The sequence below is a fragment of the Yonghaparkia sp. Root332 genome (assembly GCF_001425665.1).
Classification (GTDB): domain Bacteria; phylum Actinomycetota; class Actinomycetes; order Actinomycetales; family Microbacteriaceae; genus Microcella.
On record NZ_LMCX01000001.1, the window covers coordinates 443081 to 458627 of the forward strand.

Below are 15547 nucleotides of genomic sequence, written 5' to 3' on the forward strand. Positions count from 1 at the left end.
GGTGGTTATCCGTTCGCCTCGGCGTAGGCGGCTTCGAGGTTCGCCTGGAGCGGGTCGAGGATGCTCGCGGGCTCCGCGCTCCCGATCGACTCGAGCTGCGTGTTGAAGTCGGCGAATGCCGCGGCGGCGCCCTGGAAGGCGACCGGGCTCTCGGCGTACTCGACTCCGGCGACGAAGGCCGAGTTGTCGGGGAACTGCTCGGCGTAGGCCGCCGCGCCCGACTCGGTCGACGGGATAACGCCGAAGGCCTCGGAGAAGGCGAGCTGCTGCTCGTCGCTCGTCAGGAACTCGATGAGATCCATCGTGGCGTCCTTGGTCTCCGAACCGACCGGCATGCCCCAGCAGTTGCTGAAGGCGTAGGTCGACGGGCCGGCGGGGCCGGCGGGCAGCTCGACCGAGATGAAGCGGCGGTCGGGGAAGTCGTTCGCCATGGCGCCGTTGATCCACGGGCCCTCGATGACCATCGCGGCCTTGCCGAGACCGAAGGCCTCGCCGCCCCAGCCGGCTTCGAGCTCCTGCGGGAACTTCAGCGACCCGGCGTCGATGAGCCCCTGGAGGTACTCGAGACCGGCCTGGTTCTCCTCGCTGTTCGCGGTGATCTCGTCGCCGTCGACGATCTCGCCGCCGGCCTGGTTCATGAACACGCCGACGCGGGCGTACTCGCGGCCCATCGAGAGGCCGACCTGGTCACCCGTGGTGAGGGTCTGCGCGACGGAGGCCAGCTGGTCCCAGTCGGTGGGGATGTCGGCGTCGGTCAGACCGGCGGCCTCCCACGCGTCGAGGTTGATCTGCAGACCCAGGGTCGAGAAGTCCTTCGGGGCGCAGTAGAAGTCGCCGTCGTAGCTGAACTGCTCGGCGAGCGCCGGCAGGAAGTCGCCGGCGTTCTCGAGCTCGGAGGCGTACGGCTCGATGAAGCCCTGCGCGGCGTAGGTCTGGAACTGGTCCCACGGCATGTAGAAGATGTCCGGCGGGTTGTTGCCCGAGAAGCCCTGACCTAGCTGCTGCACGAGATCGTTGGCGGCGATCACCTCGACGGTGTTGCCGGTCTCCTCGCCCCACGCGTCGGCCGCGGCCTGGACGGCCGTGGTCTCGGCCTCACCCGACGAGCCGATGAGCATGGTGAGCTCGAGGCCCTCCTCGACCGCGCCGCCCTCGCCGCCTTCCGACCCGGCGGAGCAAGCCGTTAGAGTGACGGCGAGCGCGCCGGCCAGCCCGAGCGCACTCCATTGTGATGTCCTCACGATGATTCCTTTCGATGTGTGATTGCCGGAGCCTCAGGCGCCGGGGTTGCCGTCGAGCGCGAGGTGGCTAGACCTGCGCTCGACGAGTCGAGGCACGAGGAGCCGGTGACCCGGCTCCTCGTCGCTGTCCGGGTTCGGCCGCACGTCGTCGCCGTGCTCGCCGAACAGGAGCGTCAGTGCGGTCGCGACGACCTCGTCGAGCGGCTGCTCGATGCTCGAGAGCCCGACGGCCGCGGCGACCGGGGTGTCGTCGAAGCCGACGATGGGGAGCCCCGCGCGCCCCGCCGCCTGCGCCGCCATCGTCGCGCCGAGGGCGAGCGAGTCGCTCGCGCACACGATCGCGTCCGGCGGCGCCGGCAGCTCCAGCAGGGCGGCGGCCGCCAGGCGGCCCTCGGTCACGCCGTCCTCGGTCGCGATCGCGAGGTTCTCGCGGTCGGCGCCCTCGAGCCCGCACGACTCCTCCCAGCCGGCGCGGCGCTCGTCGCCCGTGCCCGAGGGGCTCGGCCAGCCGATCCACGCGACCCGGTCGGCGCCGTGCGCGCGCAGGTGCTGCACCGCATCCCGGACCCCGGCCCGGCCGTCGACGTCGACCCAGCGGTGATGCGGGTCGGGCGTCTCGGCCCCCCACGGTCGGCCGAAGGACACGAAGGGCACGCGGTTCTCGACGAGCCAGGCGATGCGCGAGTCGCCGTGGTCGGTGCCGATGAGCACGAAGGCATCGACGTCGCTGCCGTCGCGCAAGCGGCGGATGTGGGCGAGCTCGTCGGCGTGGCCGTCGGCGGTGAAGATCATGACGCGCAGGTCGCGGGCGTCGGCCTGCTCGGCGAGCTTGTGCACGAAGCGGTCGAGCACGGCGCCGGAGATCCCGTCGCGCAGCGGATCGAGGCGCACGCCGATCGTCGACGACTTGCGGGTGCGCAAGCGCCGGGCGGATGCGTGCGGCCGGTACCCGAGGCGATCGATCGCCTCCTGCACGCGCTGCCGCGTCGTCTCGCGCACGATTCCCGGCGAGTTGATGACGTTCGACACCGTCTGGCGCGAGACCTGGGCGGCCTGGGCGACGTCGTCGACTGTCGGCATCCGTCCCACCCGCGCCTCCTTTGGCCAAGCGTGCTGCGCTGCTCCCCGGCTGTTCCGCCGGGAATTGGATCGTTCATTTTGAACGTTCGAATTCTTCGGTAGTGTGTCCGACACCGACAGCGGTGTCAAGTCCCGACGACGCCGCCCAGCGCCACCGACGGGAAGCTCACAGGACATGACCGCACCGCTCCAGCCCCTCCTCCACGACGCGCTCGCCGTGCTGCGCGCGCCCACGCAGGTCTGGTCGGGCGTCGACGGCTCCATCGGCTCCTCCGCCATCCACGGCGTCTACTTCTCCGACGTCCGCCTCGTCCGCGGCGTCCGCGTCCGCATCGGGGGCGCGGATGCGGAGCCCCTGTCGACCGCGTCGCCGACGGCCGACCGCGCCCTCCTGCACTCCCTGCTCCGGCACCTCGACGACCCGACCCCCGACCCCGGGGTGCGGCTCGAGGTCGATCGCCGCGCGACCGCCGCCGGCTGGAGCGAGCGACTCACGATCGTCAACCGTCGCGACGTCGCGATCGACACCGAGATCGAGATCGAGCTCGACCTCGACGCCCGCTCGCTCGACGAGATCAAGCAGGGCCTCGGCGAGCCGGTCGGGATCGAGCCCGAGCTCGGTGCGGGCGCGGTCACGTGGGAGGGCGAGGGCGTGAGCGCGCGCCTGCTCGCCGAGGGCTTCGAGGTCGAGCGCACGCCGACCGGCGTCCGCCTGCGGGCGGCGCTCGCGGTGCCGGCGCGCGGCTCGGTCGCGCGAGCCATCGGCCTCGAGGCGCACGACAGCATCGGCGTCGTCGGCGGAGCCGCGCAGCCCGTGCCGTGGAGCACGCCCCGCATCGACGCCCCCGACAGCCGATTGACGCGCTGGGTCGAGCGGTCGCTCGCCGACCTCGACTGCCTGCGCATGACGACGGCGCAGCATCCCGATCGCCAGTTCCTGGCCGCGGGAGCCCCCTGGTTCTTCACGCTCTTCGGGCGCGACTCGCTGTGGGCCGCGCGCTTCCTGCTGCCGCTCGGCACCGACCTCGCGCGCGACACCCTGCACGTGCTCGCCGGGCTGCAGGGCACGGCGATCGTCGACGACACCGCCGAGGAGCCGGGCAAGATCATGCACGAGCTGCGCCGCCAGACGCTCGTGATCGACGACGGCACCTCGCTGCCTCCGCTCTACTACGGCACCGTCGACGCGACCGCGCTGTGGGTGTGCCTGCTGCACGACGCCTGGCGCTGGGGCATGGCCGACGACGAGGTGCGGGCGCTGCTGCCCGCCCTGCGCGGCGCCCTCGCGTGGATGCGCGACCACGGCGACGCCGACGGCGACGGCCTGCTCGAGTACGTCGACCGATCGGGGCACGGGCTCGCCAACCAGGGCTGGAAGGACTCCGGCGACAGCGTGCAGTGGCGCGACGGCTCGCTCGCCGAGGGCCCCATCGCGCTGTGCGAGGTGCAGGCGTACGCGTACGAGGCGGCCGTGCACGGGGCCGAGCTGCTCGAGACGTTCGGGGCCGGCGACGGCGCCGATGCCGACCCTGCGACGGAGGCCGCCGACTGGCGCGCGTGGGCCGAGCGGCTCAAGACGCGCTTCCACGAGAGCTTCTGGATCGACGACCCCGCCGGCGCGTACCCCGCGATCGCGCTCGATGCCGCCAAGCGGACGGTCGACACCGTCACCTCCAACCTCGGGCACCTCCTCGGCACGGGACTGCTCGATGCCGAGCAGTCCGAGCTCGTCGCGCGCCGACTCGGATCCCCCGCCATGAGCTCGGGCTTCGGCCTGCGAACGATGTCGACCGAGTCGAGCGGCTACTGGCCGCTGAGCTACCACGGCGGCTCGGTCTGGACCCACGACACCGCGATCGCCGTGCTCGGCCTCGCCCGCGACGGGCACGACGCCGTCGCCGCTGAGCTCATCGACGGGCTGCTGGCCGCCGCCGAGGGATTCGACTACCGCGTGCCCGAGCTCCACAGCGGAGACGCGCGCGCCGAGGTCGGCGCGCCCGTCCCGTACCCCGCCGCGTGCCGCCCGCAGGCCTGGTCGGCCGCGTCGGCCGTCGCCGTCCTGTCGGCGGCGCTGCGCCTGAGCCCGGATGCCCGTGGCGGCGCGATCGCGCACGCCCCGCTCCCCGGCTTCGAGGGTCTGCGCGTCGCGGGCCTGCGTCTCGGCGCGGCCGCCCACGACATCGGCTGAGCCCCACCCGAGCGGGGCATCCCCGCCCGACCGCCCGTCCGCCCCACTCGCTGAGCATGAGCGGGGTTGATGAGGGTGAGCGCCATCGATGCGTCGCATCGTCATCAGACCCGCGCTTTCTCGCGCAGGCACGCCCGCCGACCCCGCGCCTCACGCCCGCCCTGTCCGCCTTAATGCGGACTGTGAGAGCGCTCTCACGCTCCGTACTCTGAGACGGCCGACCAACGAGGGCCGGCAGCTGAACGAGCGGAGAGCATCCCCATGTCCCCCACCTCGAGACCGCCGTCGAGACGCGCCATCGCCGCTCTCGCCGCCGCGGCCGTCGTCCTCCCCCTCGCGGTCGCGGCCGCTCCGGCAGCCGCCGCCGAGACCGTGTCCGTCATCGCCGACTTCGAGTCGGGCGCTCCGGCCGGCTTCTTCGGCTACGGGTCAGCCGGTTTCGGGCTCGTCGAGGTCGCCCCGGGCACGCCCGAGGCGAAGCCCGGCCAGACCGAGCCCTCCACCGTCGTCTCCTACGGGTGGGACGTCACCGCACCGGGCTCGTTCGGCGGCATCGGCGAGAACTTCTCCGGAGCCCGCGACCTGAGCGCCTTCGACGGCGTCCGCTTCCTGCTCAACGGGTCCGGCAACGGCAGCGCCCTGCAGTTCGAGCTCTTCGACGGCGGCGCGAACTCCGACTCCTCCGAGCGCTTCGACGCGACGATCGTCGACGACGTCGCCGGGTGGCGCGTCGTCGACCTCCCGTGGTCGGCCTTCGCGCGCGCGACCGACTTCCAGCCCGGTGGCGCCCCGAACGACGGACTCACTCTGAGCACCGTGTGGGGCTACGCCATCCCTGCCGTGAACGGTGCAAACACCGTCCGCGTCGACGACATCGTCGCGTACGCCGACGAGGCGCTCGCTCCGACGGCCTCGATCTCGCCGGCCGCTCTCGGCGTGATCGAGGGCCGCACCGCGAGCCTGGAGGTGCGTCTGACCGTCGCGCCGACCGAGACCGTCACGGTCGACGTCACCACGGCGACCGGCACCGCGAGCGCCGACGACTTCACCGCGGTCACCACGACCCTCGAGTTCGCCGCCGGCGTCACGAGCCGCACCGTCGAGATCCCCACGACCGACGACGCGATCGAGGAGGGCGACGAGACCTTCGCCGTGAGCCTCGGAGCACCCTCGGGCGTGCTGCTCGGCTCGGCGACGAGCTCGACCGTGAGCATCCTCGATGATGATGGCGCGGTCGTGGGCCCGCCCACCGGCCGCACCCTGCTCGTCGACGACCACGAGGCTCCGCTGACGACCGGCGCCGACGGCGACGTGCCGCTCGGCTGGTTCGCCGCGCAGGATCCGTCGAGCTCGGTCTCCTTCCAGGCGACGGATGCGCCTCCCGCGCCCGTCCCCGGCGCCGCGGGCGACAACACCGTGCTGCAGGCCGTCGCGAGCGTCGTCTCGTTCGGCGTCGTCGTCCGCAACTTCGCGAACGAGACGGCCGACGAGTGGGTCACGCAGGACTGGTCGAGCTACGAGGGCATCGGGTTCTGGATGCTCGGCACCGGCTCGGGAACGGACCTGTTCTTCGACCTCCTCGACAACCGCAACCCCGGCTCGACCCGCGACGACGCCGAGCGCTACGTCGCGAGCTTCGAGGACGACTTCGTGGGCTGGAGGTTCCTGACCTTCGACTTCGCGGACTTCACGCGCAAGGAGATCGGCAACGGCGCCCCCGCCGACGGGCTGACCCTCACCGAGATGCACGGCTACGCCTTCGGCGTGCTGCGCACCGCGGGCGCGCAGACCTTCCACTACGACGACGTCACTCTCTACGGCGAGGCCGCTCCCATCCCGCTCCAGGTCTCGTTCGACCGCGCGGGCTACGAGGTCGCCGAGGGCGACGACGCCGTCACGAGGGTGCGGCTCAACCGCGTCGCCGCGACCGACGTCACCGTCGACTGGTCGGCGTTCTCGACGAGCGCCCGCACGCGCACCGAGGATCTGCCGGCGACCGACGGCGAGGACTTCACCTCGGCGAGCGGAACCGTGACGATCCCCGCGGGCGAGCGCGAGGTCGCGATCTCGGTGGAGACCCTGCAGAACGCCAAGTTCGAGGTCGACGAGACGTTCGTCGTCGCGCTGTCGAACCCGGTCGGGGCTGAGTTCGGCATCGTCCGCACGGCCGCGGTGAGCATTCAGGACGACGACGAGAAGGTCGAGGGTCTCGTGGACGACGTCGAGTCGTTCCCGTGGCTCATCGACACCGCGCGCGGCACGAGCATCCAGACGCGCGACGGCGGCGGCTACCAGGGCGCCGATGTCGACGAGACGATCCTCGACATCTCCTTCCGCGGCAACGGCGGCATCACCCGCCCGATCGAGGGCGGCCAGGACTGGTCGACCGCCGACGGCCTCTCGTTCTGGGTCGACAGCGCGAAGGCCAACCAGCGCATCACGGTCGGGATCGCCGACAACGGCGCGCCGGACACCGGCCCGGACAGCTGGGTCCCGGTGTGGAGCGACGAGTTCGACGGCGCCGCGGGCGAGCCCGCCGACCCCGACAACTGGACGTACGAGACCGGCGGCTGGGGCTGGGGCAACGACGAGCTGCAGTACTACACCGACTCGACCGACAACGCGTCGCTCGACGGCGACGGCAACCTCGTGATCACCGTCGAGGAGATCGACCCCGCCACCACCGACCTCGAGTGCTGGTACGGCCCGTGCGAGTACACCTCGGCTCGCCTCATCAGCGAGAACAAGCAGGAGTTCGAGTACGGCCGCATCGAGTCGCGCGTCAAGGTGCCGCAGGGCAGCGGCATCTGGCCCGCGGTCTGGACGCTCGGCAACGACTTCCGCGAGGTCGGCTGGCCCCAGACGGGTGAGATCGACGTCATGGAGTTCGTCGGTCGACTGCCGAACGAGATCTTCGGCACGATCCATGGGCCCGGCTACTCGGGCGGCCAGTCGTTCGGCGGCATCTACGACTTCGGCACCCCCGTGTACGACGACTGGCACACCTTCTCGGTGGAGTGGACGCCCGAGCGCATCGACTGGTTCGTCGACGGCATCCAGTACCACTCGGCGACGCCGGCCGACATCGCCCCGAACGAGTGGGTGTTCGACCACCCGTTCACGCTGCTGACGAACGTCGCGGTCGGCGGCAACTTCGGCGGGGCGCTCGGGGATGACCTCGAGTTCCCGCAGTCGCTGACGGTCGACTACATCCGGGTGTTCCAGGCCCCTGGCACGGCCGAGCGGTTCACGGCCGACGTCATGGTGAAGGGCACCGGCTGGCAGAAGGTGACGGTGCCGTTCGAGGAGTTCCGCCGAGCGGCCAGGCAGCCCGCCGGCGCCCCGAACGACGGGCTCACCCTCACCGACGTGCAGGGCTACAGCCTCGGGCTGAACGGCCACGGGTCGATCAGCATCGATCGCGTGATGGTCGAGTAGCGCGACCCCTCAGGGATGCGGAGCGGGGCGGCCGTCGGGTCGCCCCGCTTCCGCGTTCCGCGGCGGATGCGGGGACTCGCGCGAGGGGGCAGGCGCAGAAGCGCGCTCGGTTCGTCGGTGCGGCATGCGCAACTCAGGAGGACGGACGGCAGCGCTCCCCGATTCCCGCCACGGGGCGCTCGTGGGGCCGAAGAGTTCCTGAGTTGCGCATCGCGTACGAGCAGGTGTCGGGCGCACTGCCGCGGGCGGATGCCCGCCGTCAGTCGCCGTCGGAGCCGTGCGCGCCGCTCGCGGGGCCGCCGTCGCCGTCGGAGCCCGGCGCGTCCGCGTCCACATCGGTCGGCGTCGGATGCCCGCCGTCGTCGTCCGCGCCCGTCCAGGCGTCGCGCCCTCCGCTCAGCCCCTCCGCCTCCTGCTGCGCGCGGCGCTGGGCGAGTGCGTCGCGCGTGGGCTTGCGCAGCGCACGGAAGAACAGCACGCCGATGACGAGGATGATCACGGCCATCACGATCGGCGTCACGATCAGCACGAGCCAGAGCAGGTCGATGTCCACGGCTCCACCCTGGCAGGTGCGGGCGCGGATCGCGCGCTACCGCGGGGCCCGGAGGAGGGAAGCTACAGCCAGAGCGCGAGCAGGAACCCGCCGTACGCGGCGAGCGCCGCCCAGGCGGTGAGGTCGATCGCGCGCCGCGGCGCGCGCGCCGTCCAGAGCGCCGCGGTCGCGGCGAGCAGCAGCCAGCACAGCGAGTGCCCGAACCGCAGCAGCCAGGACGCGACGCCCGTCGACGTCTCGGCCTTCTCGGGGACGACGACGAGCCACAGTGCGGCGAGGCCGAGGGCGATCGCGATCGCCGCGAGGCCGACCGGTCGGCGGTGCCGCTCGAGCCAGACGGAGCGTCGCGTGCGGGCGGGGCGGGAGGTCTCGGTCACGCGCCCAGCCAAGCGGAGGGGCTAGGGCGGGCGCATCCACCGATCGGTCGAATCGGACGACCGACGATCGGCGGGCGATCGGCCCGCGCGCGCCGGCCCGGGCTCAGCGACCCATGCGGCTGAGCGTCGCGACCACCTGCCGGGCGATGTTCCGTCCGGCCCGCGCGGCGCCGATCGTCGAGGCCGAGGGGCCGTAACCGGCGAAGAAGATGCGCGGGTCGCGCTCGGAGTGGTGGCTCGCGACGCTGACGCCGCCCTCGCGCTCGCGCAGCCGCAGCGGGGCGAGGTGGCGCAGCTCAGGGCGGAATCCCGTCGCCCAGATGATCGCCGAGGCGGGGCTGAACGAGCCGTCCTCCCAGCGCACGCCGTCGGGCTCGATGCGCTGCATGACGCCGCGCGAGCTGAGCACCCCGCGGTCGAGCGCGGCCTGGATGCGTCGGGTGCGCGGCACGCCCGTCCCCGAGACGATGGAGGGGAGCGCACGTCCCGCCCTCGCGGCCTCGTCCTGCATCGCGACGGCGGCCACGGCATCCTCGAGATTGAGGCTCGGGCCGTCGATGAACTGCGGGTCGCGGCGCGTCGACCAGGCGATCGACCGGGCGACGTTCTCGAGCTCGATGATGAAGCCGATCGCGCTCGTGCCGCCGCCGACGACCACGACGTCCTGGTCGGCGAACTCGCTCGCCGCGGCGTAGTCGGCGGTGTGCACGTGGCGGCCCGCGAACTCGCGCAGTCCGGGGTACCACGGCACGAACGGCGAGCCCCACGTGCCGGTCGCGTTGACGATCGTCGAGCCGAGCAGCTCGAGGTCGCCGCCCTCGGTGCTGATCTCGACGAGCAGGGGCCCGCCGGTGTCGGTGACGCGTGTGACGGTCGCGGGGCGCACGACCTTGAAGTCGTAGTGCTCCTCGTACTGGCGGTAGTAGTCCATGACGACCTCGCGCGCGGGGATGTCGCGGTCGGCCGTGCCGAAGCTCAGGCCGAGCTCGTCCATGCCGGGCAGGTCGTTGACGCGGTGGGCCGACCCGAGCCGGAGCGAGGCCCAGCGGTGCTGCCACGCGCCGCCCGTATGCGGGCCGCGGTCGAGGAGCACGAACTCCTCGCCGGCCTCGAGCCCGAGCCTCTGCAGGTAGTACGCGGCCGAGAGCCCGGCCTGCCCGGCGCCGATCACCACGCACTTCGTCGCGAGGGCGGATTCGGTCACGCGTAGAGGCTAGTCGTTCGCTCCGAGCGCAGGCCCGCGAGCGACTCTCGCGAAGGGGCCTGCATGGTAGACTCAGCCCCAGTTTTTGTACCGTCCCGATTCGGCGTTCCCGGGATTCCCGACAATCCTGATCCGACAATCTGAGTCGACACACTTGTGAGGGGGTCACGCATGGGGCGCGGTCGTCAGAAGGCGAAGCACACCAAGGTGGCGCGCGAGCTGAAGTACTTCACTCCCGACACCAACCTCAGCGCGCTCGAGCGCGAGCTCGCGGCCAAGGCTGCGGCGGAGGACGAGTACGTCGACAAGTGGGCCGACGACGAGGACGACGAGGACGACGCCTACGGCGTCCCCAGCGAGGCCCCGCGCACCGCGTAGGCCCCGCGCACGATCTCGAGCCCGTCCCCGCGAGGGGGCGGGCTTCGTGCATGCCCGCGTCGCCAACGAGACGGCGGATGCGCAGGCGCGGCGGGTGCGCCCAACCCTTCCGGGCATCCGCCCGCGGGGTTAGCGTGGCCTCATGCCGCTCGACCTCGACGCCCTCTACCGCGACCTCCATTCCCACCCCGAGCTGTCGTTCGCCGAGACCCGCACCGCAGGGTCAGCCGCCGCGCGTCTGCGCGAGCTCGGTCTCGACGTGACCGAGGGCGTGGGCCGCACGGGCGTCGTGGGCGTGCTCGCCAACGGCGCCGGGCCGGTCGTGCACCTGCGCGCCGACATGGACGCGCTGCCCGTGACCGAGGCGACGGGCCTCGATTACGCGAGCACGCAGCGAGCCGTCGGGCCCGACGGGGTCGAGGTCGGCGTCATGCACGCGTGCGGCCACGACATGCACGTGACGTGGCTGCTCGGCGCGCTCGAGCGGCTCGTCGCGACGCGCGAGGAGTGGTCGGGCACGGTGGTCGGCGTGTTCCAGCCGGCGGAGGAGACGATCGGCGGGGCGCGCGAGATGGTCGCCGACGGGCTCGTCGACCGGTTCCCGCGCGCCGACGTCGTGCTCGGCCAGCACCTCGCCCCGCTGCCGGCGGGCGTTGCGAGCGTCACGAGCGGCCCCGCGATGGCGGGCGCCGACACCCTCACGATCACGATGCACGGCCGCGGCGGGCACGGATCCCGGCCGCAGTCGACGATCGACCCCGTTCTCGCGGCGGCGTCCGCGGTCGTGCGCCTGCAGTCGATCGTCTCGCGCGAGGTCGCGCCCGGCGCGCTCGCGGTCGTGACTGTCGGGTCGTTGCATGCGGGCACGAAGAGCAACATCATCCCCGCCGAGGCGACGATGGGCGTGAGCGTGCGCTCGGTCGACGCGGATGTCCGCACGACCCTGCTGGACGGCATCCGCCGCATCGTGGAGGCCGAGGCGACCGCGAGCGGCATGACGGAGCCGCCGACCGTGGTCGTCGACGAGACCGTCGCCGCGACCGTCAACGACCCCGAGGCGACCGCGCGCGTTCGCGCCGCGCTCGAGGCGCGGTTCGGCGCGGAGTCGGTCATCGACATCGGCACGCTCACGGGCAGCGAGGACGTCCACGAGCTCGCCACCGCGGCCGGGGCGCCGCTCGTCTACTGGTTCGTCGGCGGCGTCGACCCGGAGGCCTTCGCCCGGGCGGCCGCGGCGGGCCGGGTCGAGCAGGAGATCCCGACGAACCACTCGCCGTTCTTCGCGCCCGTGCTGCACCCGACGATCGAGCACGGCGTCGAGACGCTCGTCGCGGCGACGCTCGAGTGGGTCGGGCGGGGCTAGCTCGCGCGGCGCCGTGGCGGGCTCAGCCCGCGTACGCGCCGACGAGGCGCACGGCGCCCCCGTCGACGCCCTTGGCGCCCTGCTCGAAGCCGGCGAGATCACGGGAGTGCGTCGACACCGCACCTGCCACCCACGACGGGATTCCGCGCGATTCGAGGGCGCGGATGACGGAGCTCGCGGAATCGTGCGCGACGACCGCGAGCATCCCGATGCCCAGATTCCACGTCCCCTCGGTCGATTCGAGGCTGTCGCCCGCGAGGTCGGCGAGCACCCGGAAGACCGTCGACGGGCTCCATGAGGCGCGGTCGAGCTCGACCCAGCTTCCGACGGGGAGGACGCGCGCGAGGTTCGCGGCGATGCCGCCGCCGGTGACGTGGCTGAGGGCGTGCACGGCGCCGGGGAGCTCGGCGAGCACGTCGAGCAGGGGCGCGGTGTAGAGGCGCGTCGGCTCGAGGAGGGCCTTGCCGACCGAGCCGCCGAGCTCGGCGAGGTCGTCGTGGTAGCCGATGCCCTTCTGGGCGAGGATGTGCCGCACGAGCGAGAAGCCGTTCGAGTGCAGGCCCGAGCTCGCCATCGCGATGACGAGGTCGCCGTTCTGCACGCGCTCCGGGCCGAGGACCTCGTCGGCCTCGACGACGCCGACTGCGGCGCCCGCGACGTCGTAGTCGTCGACGCCCAGCAGGCCCGGGTGCTCGGCGGTCTCGCCACCGACGAGCGCGGTGCCGGTCGCGGTGCAGGCCCCGGCGATGCCGCGCACGATGTCGGCGATACGCTGCGGGTGCACCTTGCCGCACGCGATGTAATCGGTCATGAACAGGGGCTTGGCGCCGACGACGACGATGTCGTCCACGACCATCGCGACGAGGTCCTGCCCGATGGTGTCGTGGATGTCGAGGGCCTGCGCGATCGCGACCTTCGTGCCGACGCCGTCGGTGCTCGTCGCGAGAAGGGGCTTGCGGTAGGCGGTGAGGGCCGAGGCGTCCCACAGGCCCGCGAAGCCGCCGACGCCGCCGAGCACCTGGGGGCCGTGAGTCGCTCCGACGGCGGCCTTCATCAGTTCGACGGCCAGGTCGCCCGCGGCGGTGTCGACCCCTGCCGCCGCGTAGCTCGAAGCGTTGTCATTCACGGACCCAGGCTACCGGCCGCGGCACGCGCGAATGAGCGGGTGTGTCAGACTGGATGCGGCCCGATCGGGCCGTCCCACCACCCCCTTTGGGAGCTCGCTCGCGCATGTGCGGCATCGTCGGAGTCGTCTCGTCCAGCCCCGTCAACCAGCAGGTCTACGACGCGCTGTCACTGCTGCAGCACCGCGGTCAGGATTCCACCGGCATCGCCACGGCCGAGGGCCGCGTGATGCACATCCAGAAGGCGAAGGGCCAGGTGCGCGAGGCGTACCGCACGCGCGACATGCGCTCGCTGCTCGGCACGATGGGCCTCGGCCACGTGCGGTACGCGACTCGCGGCTCGGCCTCGAGCGAGGAGGAGGCGCAGCCGTTCTACGTGAACGCGCCATACGGCATCATCCTCGTCCACAACGGCAACCTCACGAACACGCGCGAGCTCACGCGCGAGCTGCACGAGATCGACCGCCGGCACCTCAACACGAACTCCGACACCGAGCTGCTCGTCAACGTGCTCGCGCACGAGCTGCAGCAGCAGGTCACGGGCGACGACCTCGACCCCGACCAGCTCTTCGCGGCGATCACGCGACTGCACGAGCGCGTCGAGGGCTCGTACGCGGCGATCGCCCTCATCGCCGGCCACGGACTGCTGGCCTTCCGCGACCCGTTCGGCATCCGCCCCCTCGTGCTCGGCCGCCGCTCGACGGGGCTCGTCGGCGACGAGTGGGTGGTCGCGAGCGAGTCGCTCGTGCTCGAGCACGGCGGCTACGAGATCGTGCGCGACCTCGCCCCGGGTGAGGCCGTCTTCATCTCGATGGGCGGCGAGATGGTCTCGCGCCAGTGCGCGGTGAATCCGCGGCTGATCCCGTGCTCGTTCGAGTACGTCTACCTCGCGCGGCCCGACTCGATCATGAACGGCATCTCGGTGTACGAGGCGCGCCTGCGGCTCGGCGACCGCCTCGCGACGACGATCCAGCAGCACGCGCCCGCGGGCGACATCGACGTCGTCATGCCCATCCCCGACTCCTCGCGCCCCGCCGCGATGCAGGTCGCGCAGAGGCTCGGCATCGAGTACCGCGAGGGCTTCTACAAGAACCGCTACGTCGGCCGCACGTTCATCATGCCCGGGCAGGCGGAGCGCAAGAAGAGCGTCAAGCAGAAGCTCAACGCGATGTCGTCCGAGTTCCAGGGCAAGAGCATCCTCATCGTCGACGACTCGATCGTGCGCGGTACGACCTCGAAGGAGATCGTCGAGATGGCGCGCGCCGCGGGGGCCGCGAAGGTCACGTTCACGTCGGCCGCCCCTCCGGTGCGCTACCCGCACGTGTACGGCATCAACATGCCGACCTCGCGCGAGCTCATCGCGCACGGGCGGAGGATTCCGGAGATCGCGCAGGAGCTCAGCGCCGACGCGCTCATCTACCAGGAGGTCGCCGACATGGAGTCGGCGATCCTCGAGGGCAGCGACATCGAGGGCCTGGAGATGAGCTGCTTCACGGGCGAGTACGTCACCGGCACGGTGACGCCCGAGTACCTCGACTGGGTCGAGCGGAACCAGAACAGCTGATCGGCTCGGGCTGACGCTGCGGCGGATGCTCGGCGCGGGTCGCTCTTACTGCTCGAGCTCGCCCTCGACCGGTGCCGGGTCGACGGCCTCGCGCTCGGCCTGCAGCGTGCGGGCGCGCTTGCGCGAGCGGCGGTCGAGCACGATGCCGACGACGGCGCCGAGCAGCACGCCGATCGTGATGCCGTAGACCGAGAAGTAGGCGACGAGCGTCGCGAAGCCGACCTCTTCGTCGGCGGGGAACAGGCTCGTGGCGATGAGCGTGCCGAGGAAGCCGAGGAAGCCGCCGACGACGAGGAACGCGGGGATCTTCGGCGCGCGGCGCACGGTGACCTGCTCGGGCTGGGCCGGGGTGCTGGGCTGGGCCGAGTCGCCGGCCGGCGTGGTGTCGCTCACCCGCTCATTCTCGCGCACGGCAGGTGAGCGCCCGCTCACCACGCGACGGGCAGAAGGTGGGAGATGTCGGACCGCGCACCTGAGGCCTGGATGCGGCCGGCAGCGGTCGCGGTCGCCCAGTCGGTGCTGGTTCTCGGGTCGTCGTCGGCCCCGCCGCCTGCCGCGATCGCGACGAAGGTCTGCGCGTCGAGCTCGACGACATTGGGCGGCGTGCCGCGCGTGTGCCTCGGGCCTTCGACGATCTGAACCGCGCCGAACGGGGGCACCCGCACCTCCACGCTCTTGCCCGGAGCCGCCTCGGCCAGGCACTGCAGCAGATACCGCACGGCGGTCGCGAGCTCATCGCGCGCCGGGGCGGGGGCGCTCGGGTCGGCGACGCGGGCGGCGTAGGCCGCGACCGCGGCCCGCACGGATGCCTGACCGGCGGTCTCGTCGATGCGTGCGCGGGGCATCCCTCGAGGGTACGCGCGCCGCCGTCTGCTCGCCGTGACGCTCGCCCCTCTGCGGGTTCGTCGCCCGCAGCTCGCCGCTCGTCGTCCGCGGGCGGCCGCTCGCAGCCCGCAGCCCGCAGCGCGCGAAGCTCGCCGCTCGTCGCCCTGCTCGTCGCGACTTCCGTTGTTGAGGAGTGACGTAATGGCATTTCG

At 72.3% G+C, this 15547-nt stretch carries 13 protein-coding genes; 5 read left to right on the forward strand and 8 right to left on the reverse strand.

Annotated features, from left to right (window positions below; genetic code table 11):
- Window positions 1-5 precede the first annotated feature (5 nt).
- Both ASC54_RS02095 and ASC54_RS02100 read right to left on the reverse strand, forming a co-directional pair.
- Window positions 6-1241: an extracellular solute-binding protein gene (locus ASC54_RS02095; RefSeq protein ID WP_082514791.1), complete on the reverse strand. Its 1236-nt coding sequence runs from the start codon at window positions 1239-1241 to the stop codon at window positions 6-8.
- 33 nt (window positions 1242-1274) lie between these two features.
- A complete protein-coding gene (locus tag ASC54_RS02100) occupies window positions 1275-2321 on the reverse strand; it encodes a LacI family DNA-binding transcriptional regulator (RefSeq protein ID WP_235451364.1) in 1047 nt (348 codons plus the stop codon).
- A gap of 175 nt (window positions 2322-2496) precedes the next feature.
- Between ASC54_RS02100 and ASC54_RS02105 the strand changes: the two genes are divergently transcribed.
- Window positions 2497-4509, forward strand: coding sequence for a glycogen debranching N-terminal domain-containing protein (locus ASC54_RS02105; RefSeq protein WP_082514792.1), 2013 nt, complete (start codon window positions 2497-2499; stop codon window positions 4507-4509).
- A gap of 261 nt (window positions 4510-4770) precedes the next feature.
- On the forward strand, window positions 4771-7947 hold the full coding sequence (locus tag ASC54_RS12535; protein WP_082514793.1) for a carbohydrate binding domain-containing protein: 3177 nt from the start codon (window positions 4771-4773) through the stop codon (window positions 7945-7947).
- Window positions 7948-8206: 259 nt separating this feature from the next.
- On the opposite strand, the gene ASC54_RS02115 is transcribed toward ASC54_RS12535, so the two are convergent.
- From ASC54_RS02115 to ASC54_RS02125, 3 genes are all read right to left on the reverse strand, one after another.
- Complete coding sequence (locus tag ASC54_RS02115) at window positions 8207-8500, reverse strand: hypothetical protein (protein ID WP_055896387.1); 294 nt, start codon at window positions 8498-8500, stop codon at window positions 8207-8209.
- Between the two features lie 62 nt (window positions 8501-8562).
- Entirely contained in the window at window positions 8563-8877 is a 315-nt protein-coding gene (locus tag ASC54_RS02120) for a hypothetical protein (protein ID WP_055896389.1), read from the reverse strand.
- Between the two features lie 103 nt (window positions 8878-8980).
- Entirely contained in the window at window positions 8981-10081 is a 1101-nt protein-coding gene (locus ASC54_RS02125) for an NAD(P)-binding domain-containing protein (protein ID WP_055896391.1), read from the reverse strand.
- 171 nt (window positions 10082-10252) lie between these two features.
- On the opposite strand from ASC54_RS02125, the gene ASC54_RS02130 reads away from it, so the two are divergent.
- Together ASC54_RS02130 and ASC54_RS02135 are read left to right on the forward strand one after the other, a co-directional pair.
- Entirely contained in the window at window positions 10253-10459 is a 207-nt protein-coding gene (locus ASC54_RS02130) for a DUF3073 domain-containing protein (RefSeq protein WP_055857919.1), read from the forward strand.
- A 142-nt stretch (window positions 10460-10601) separates the two neighbouring features.
- Window positions 10602-11822, forward strand: coding sequence for an amidohydrolase (locus ASC54_RS02135; RefSeq protein ID WP_055857917.1), 1221 nt, complete (start codon window positions 10602-10604; stop codon window positions 11820-11822).
- Between the two features lie 22 nt (window positions 11823-11844).
- Here the strand turns inward: ASC54_RS02135 and purM are convergent, their stop codons facing one another.
- Entirely contained in the window at window positions 11845-12948 is a 1104-nt protein-coding gene (gene purM / locus ASC54_RS02140) for a phosphoribosylformylglycinamidine cyclo-ligase (RefSeq protein ID WP_055896394.1), read from the reverse strand.
- A 104-nt stretch (window positions 12949-13052) separates the two neighbouring features.
- Here purM and purF point away from each other — a divergent pair, with 104 nt between their 5' ends.
- Window positions 13053-14510 (forward strand): amidophosphoribosyltransferase, encoded by a 1458-nt coding sequence (gene purF, locus ASC54_RS02145; RefSeq protein WP_055857913.1) that lies wholly within the window; start codon window positions 13053-13055, stop codon window positions 14508-14510.
- Window positions 14511-14555: 45 nt separating this feature from the next.
- Here purF and ASC54_RS02150 read toward each other — a convergent pair whose 3' ends face one another.
- A complete protein-coding gene (locus ASC54_RS02150) occupies window positions 14556-14903 on the reverse strand; it encodes a hypothetical protein (RefSeq protein ID WP_055857912.1) in 348 nt (115 codons plus the stop codon).
- Window positions 14904-14938: 35 nt separating this feature from the next.
- A complete protein-coding gene (locus ASC54_RS02155; RefSeq protein WP_055857911.1) occupies window positions 14939-15355 on the reverse strand; it encodes a sterol carrier family protein in 417 nt (138 codons plus the stop codon).
- Window positions 15356-15547 lie beyond the last annotated feature (192 nt).

Excerpts from the sequence above, each read along its gene's own strand:
- ASC54_RS02135 (WP_055857917.1), top strand. The coding sequence starts at position 10,602 with ATGCCGCTCGACCTCGACGCCCTCTACCGCGACCTCCATTCCCACCCC.
- ASC54_RS02155 (WP_055857911.1), bottom strand. The coding sequence starts at position 15,355 with ATGCCCCGCGCACGCATCGACGAGACCGCCGGTCAGGCATCCGTGCGG.
- ASC54_RS02105 (WP_082514792.1), top strand. The coding sequence starts at position 2,497 with ATGACCGCACCGCTCCAGCCCCTCCTCCACGACGCGCTCGCCGTGCTG.
- ASC54_RS02130 (WP_055857919.1), top strand. The coding sequence starts at position 10,253 with ATGGGGCGCGGTCGTCAGAAGGCGAAGCACACCAAGGTGGCGCGCGAG.
- ASC54_RS12535 (WP_082514793.1), top strand. The coding sequence starts at position 4,771 with ATGTCCCCCACCTCGAGACCGCCGTCGAGACGCGCCATCGCCGCTCTC.
- ASC54_RS02100 (WP_235451364.1), bottom strand. The coding sequence starts at position 2,321 with ATGCCGACAGTCGACGACGTCGCCCAGGCCGCCCAGGTCTCGCGCCAG.
- purF (WP_055857913.1), top strand. The coding sequence starts at position 13,053 with ATGTGCGGCATCGTCGGAGTCGTCTCGTCCAGCCCCGTCAACCAGCAG.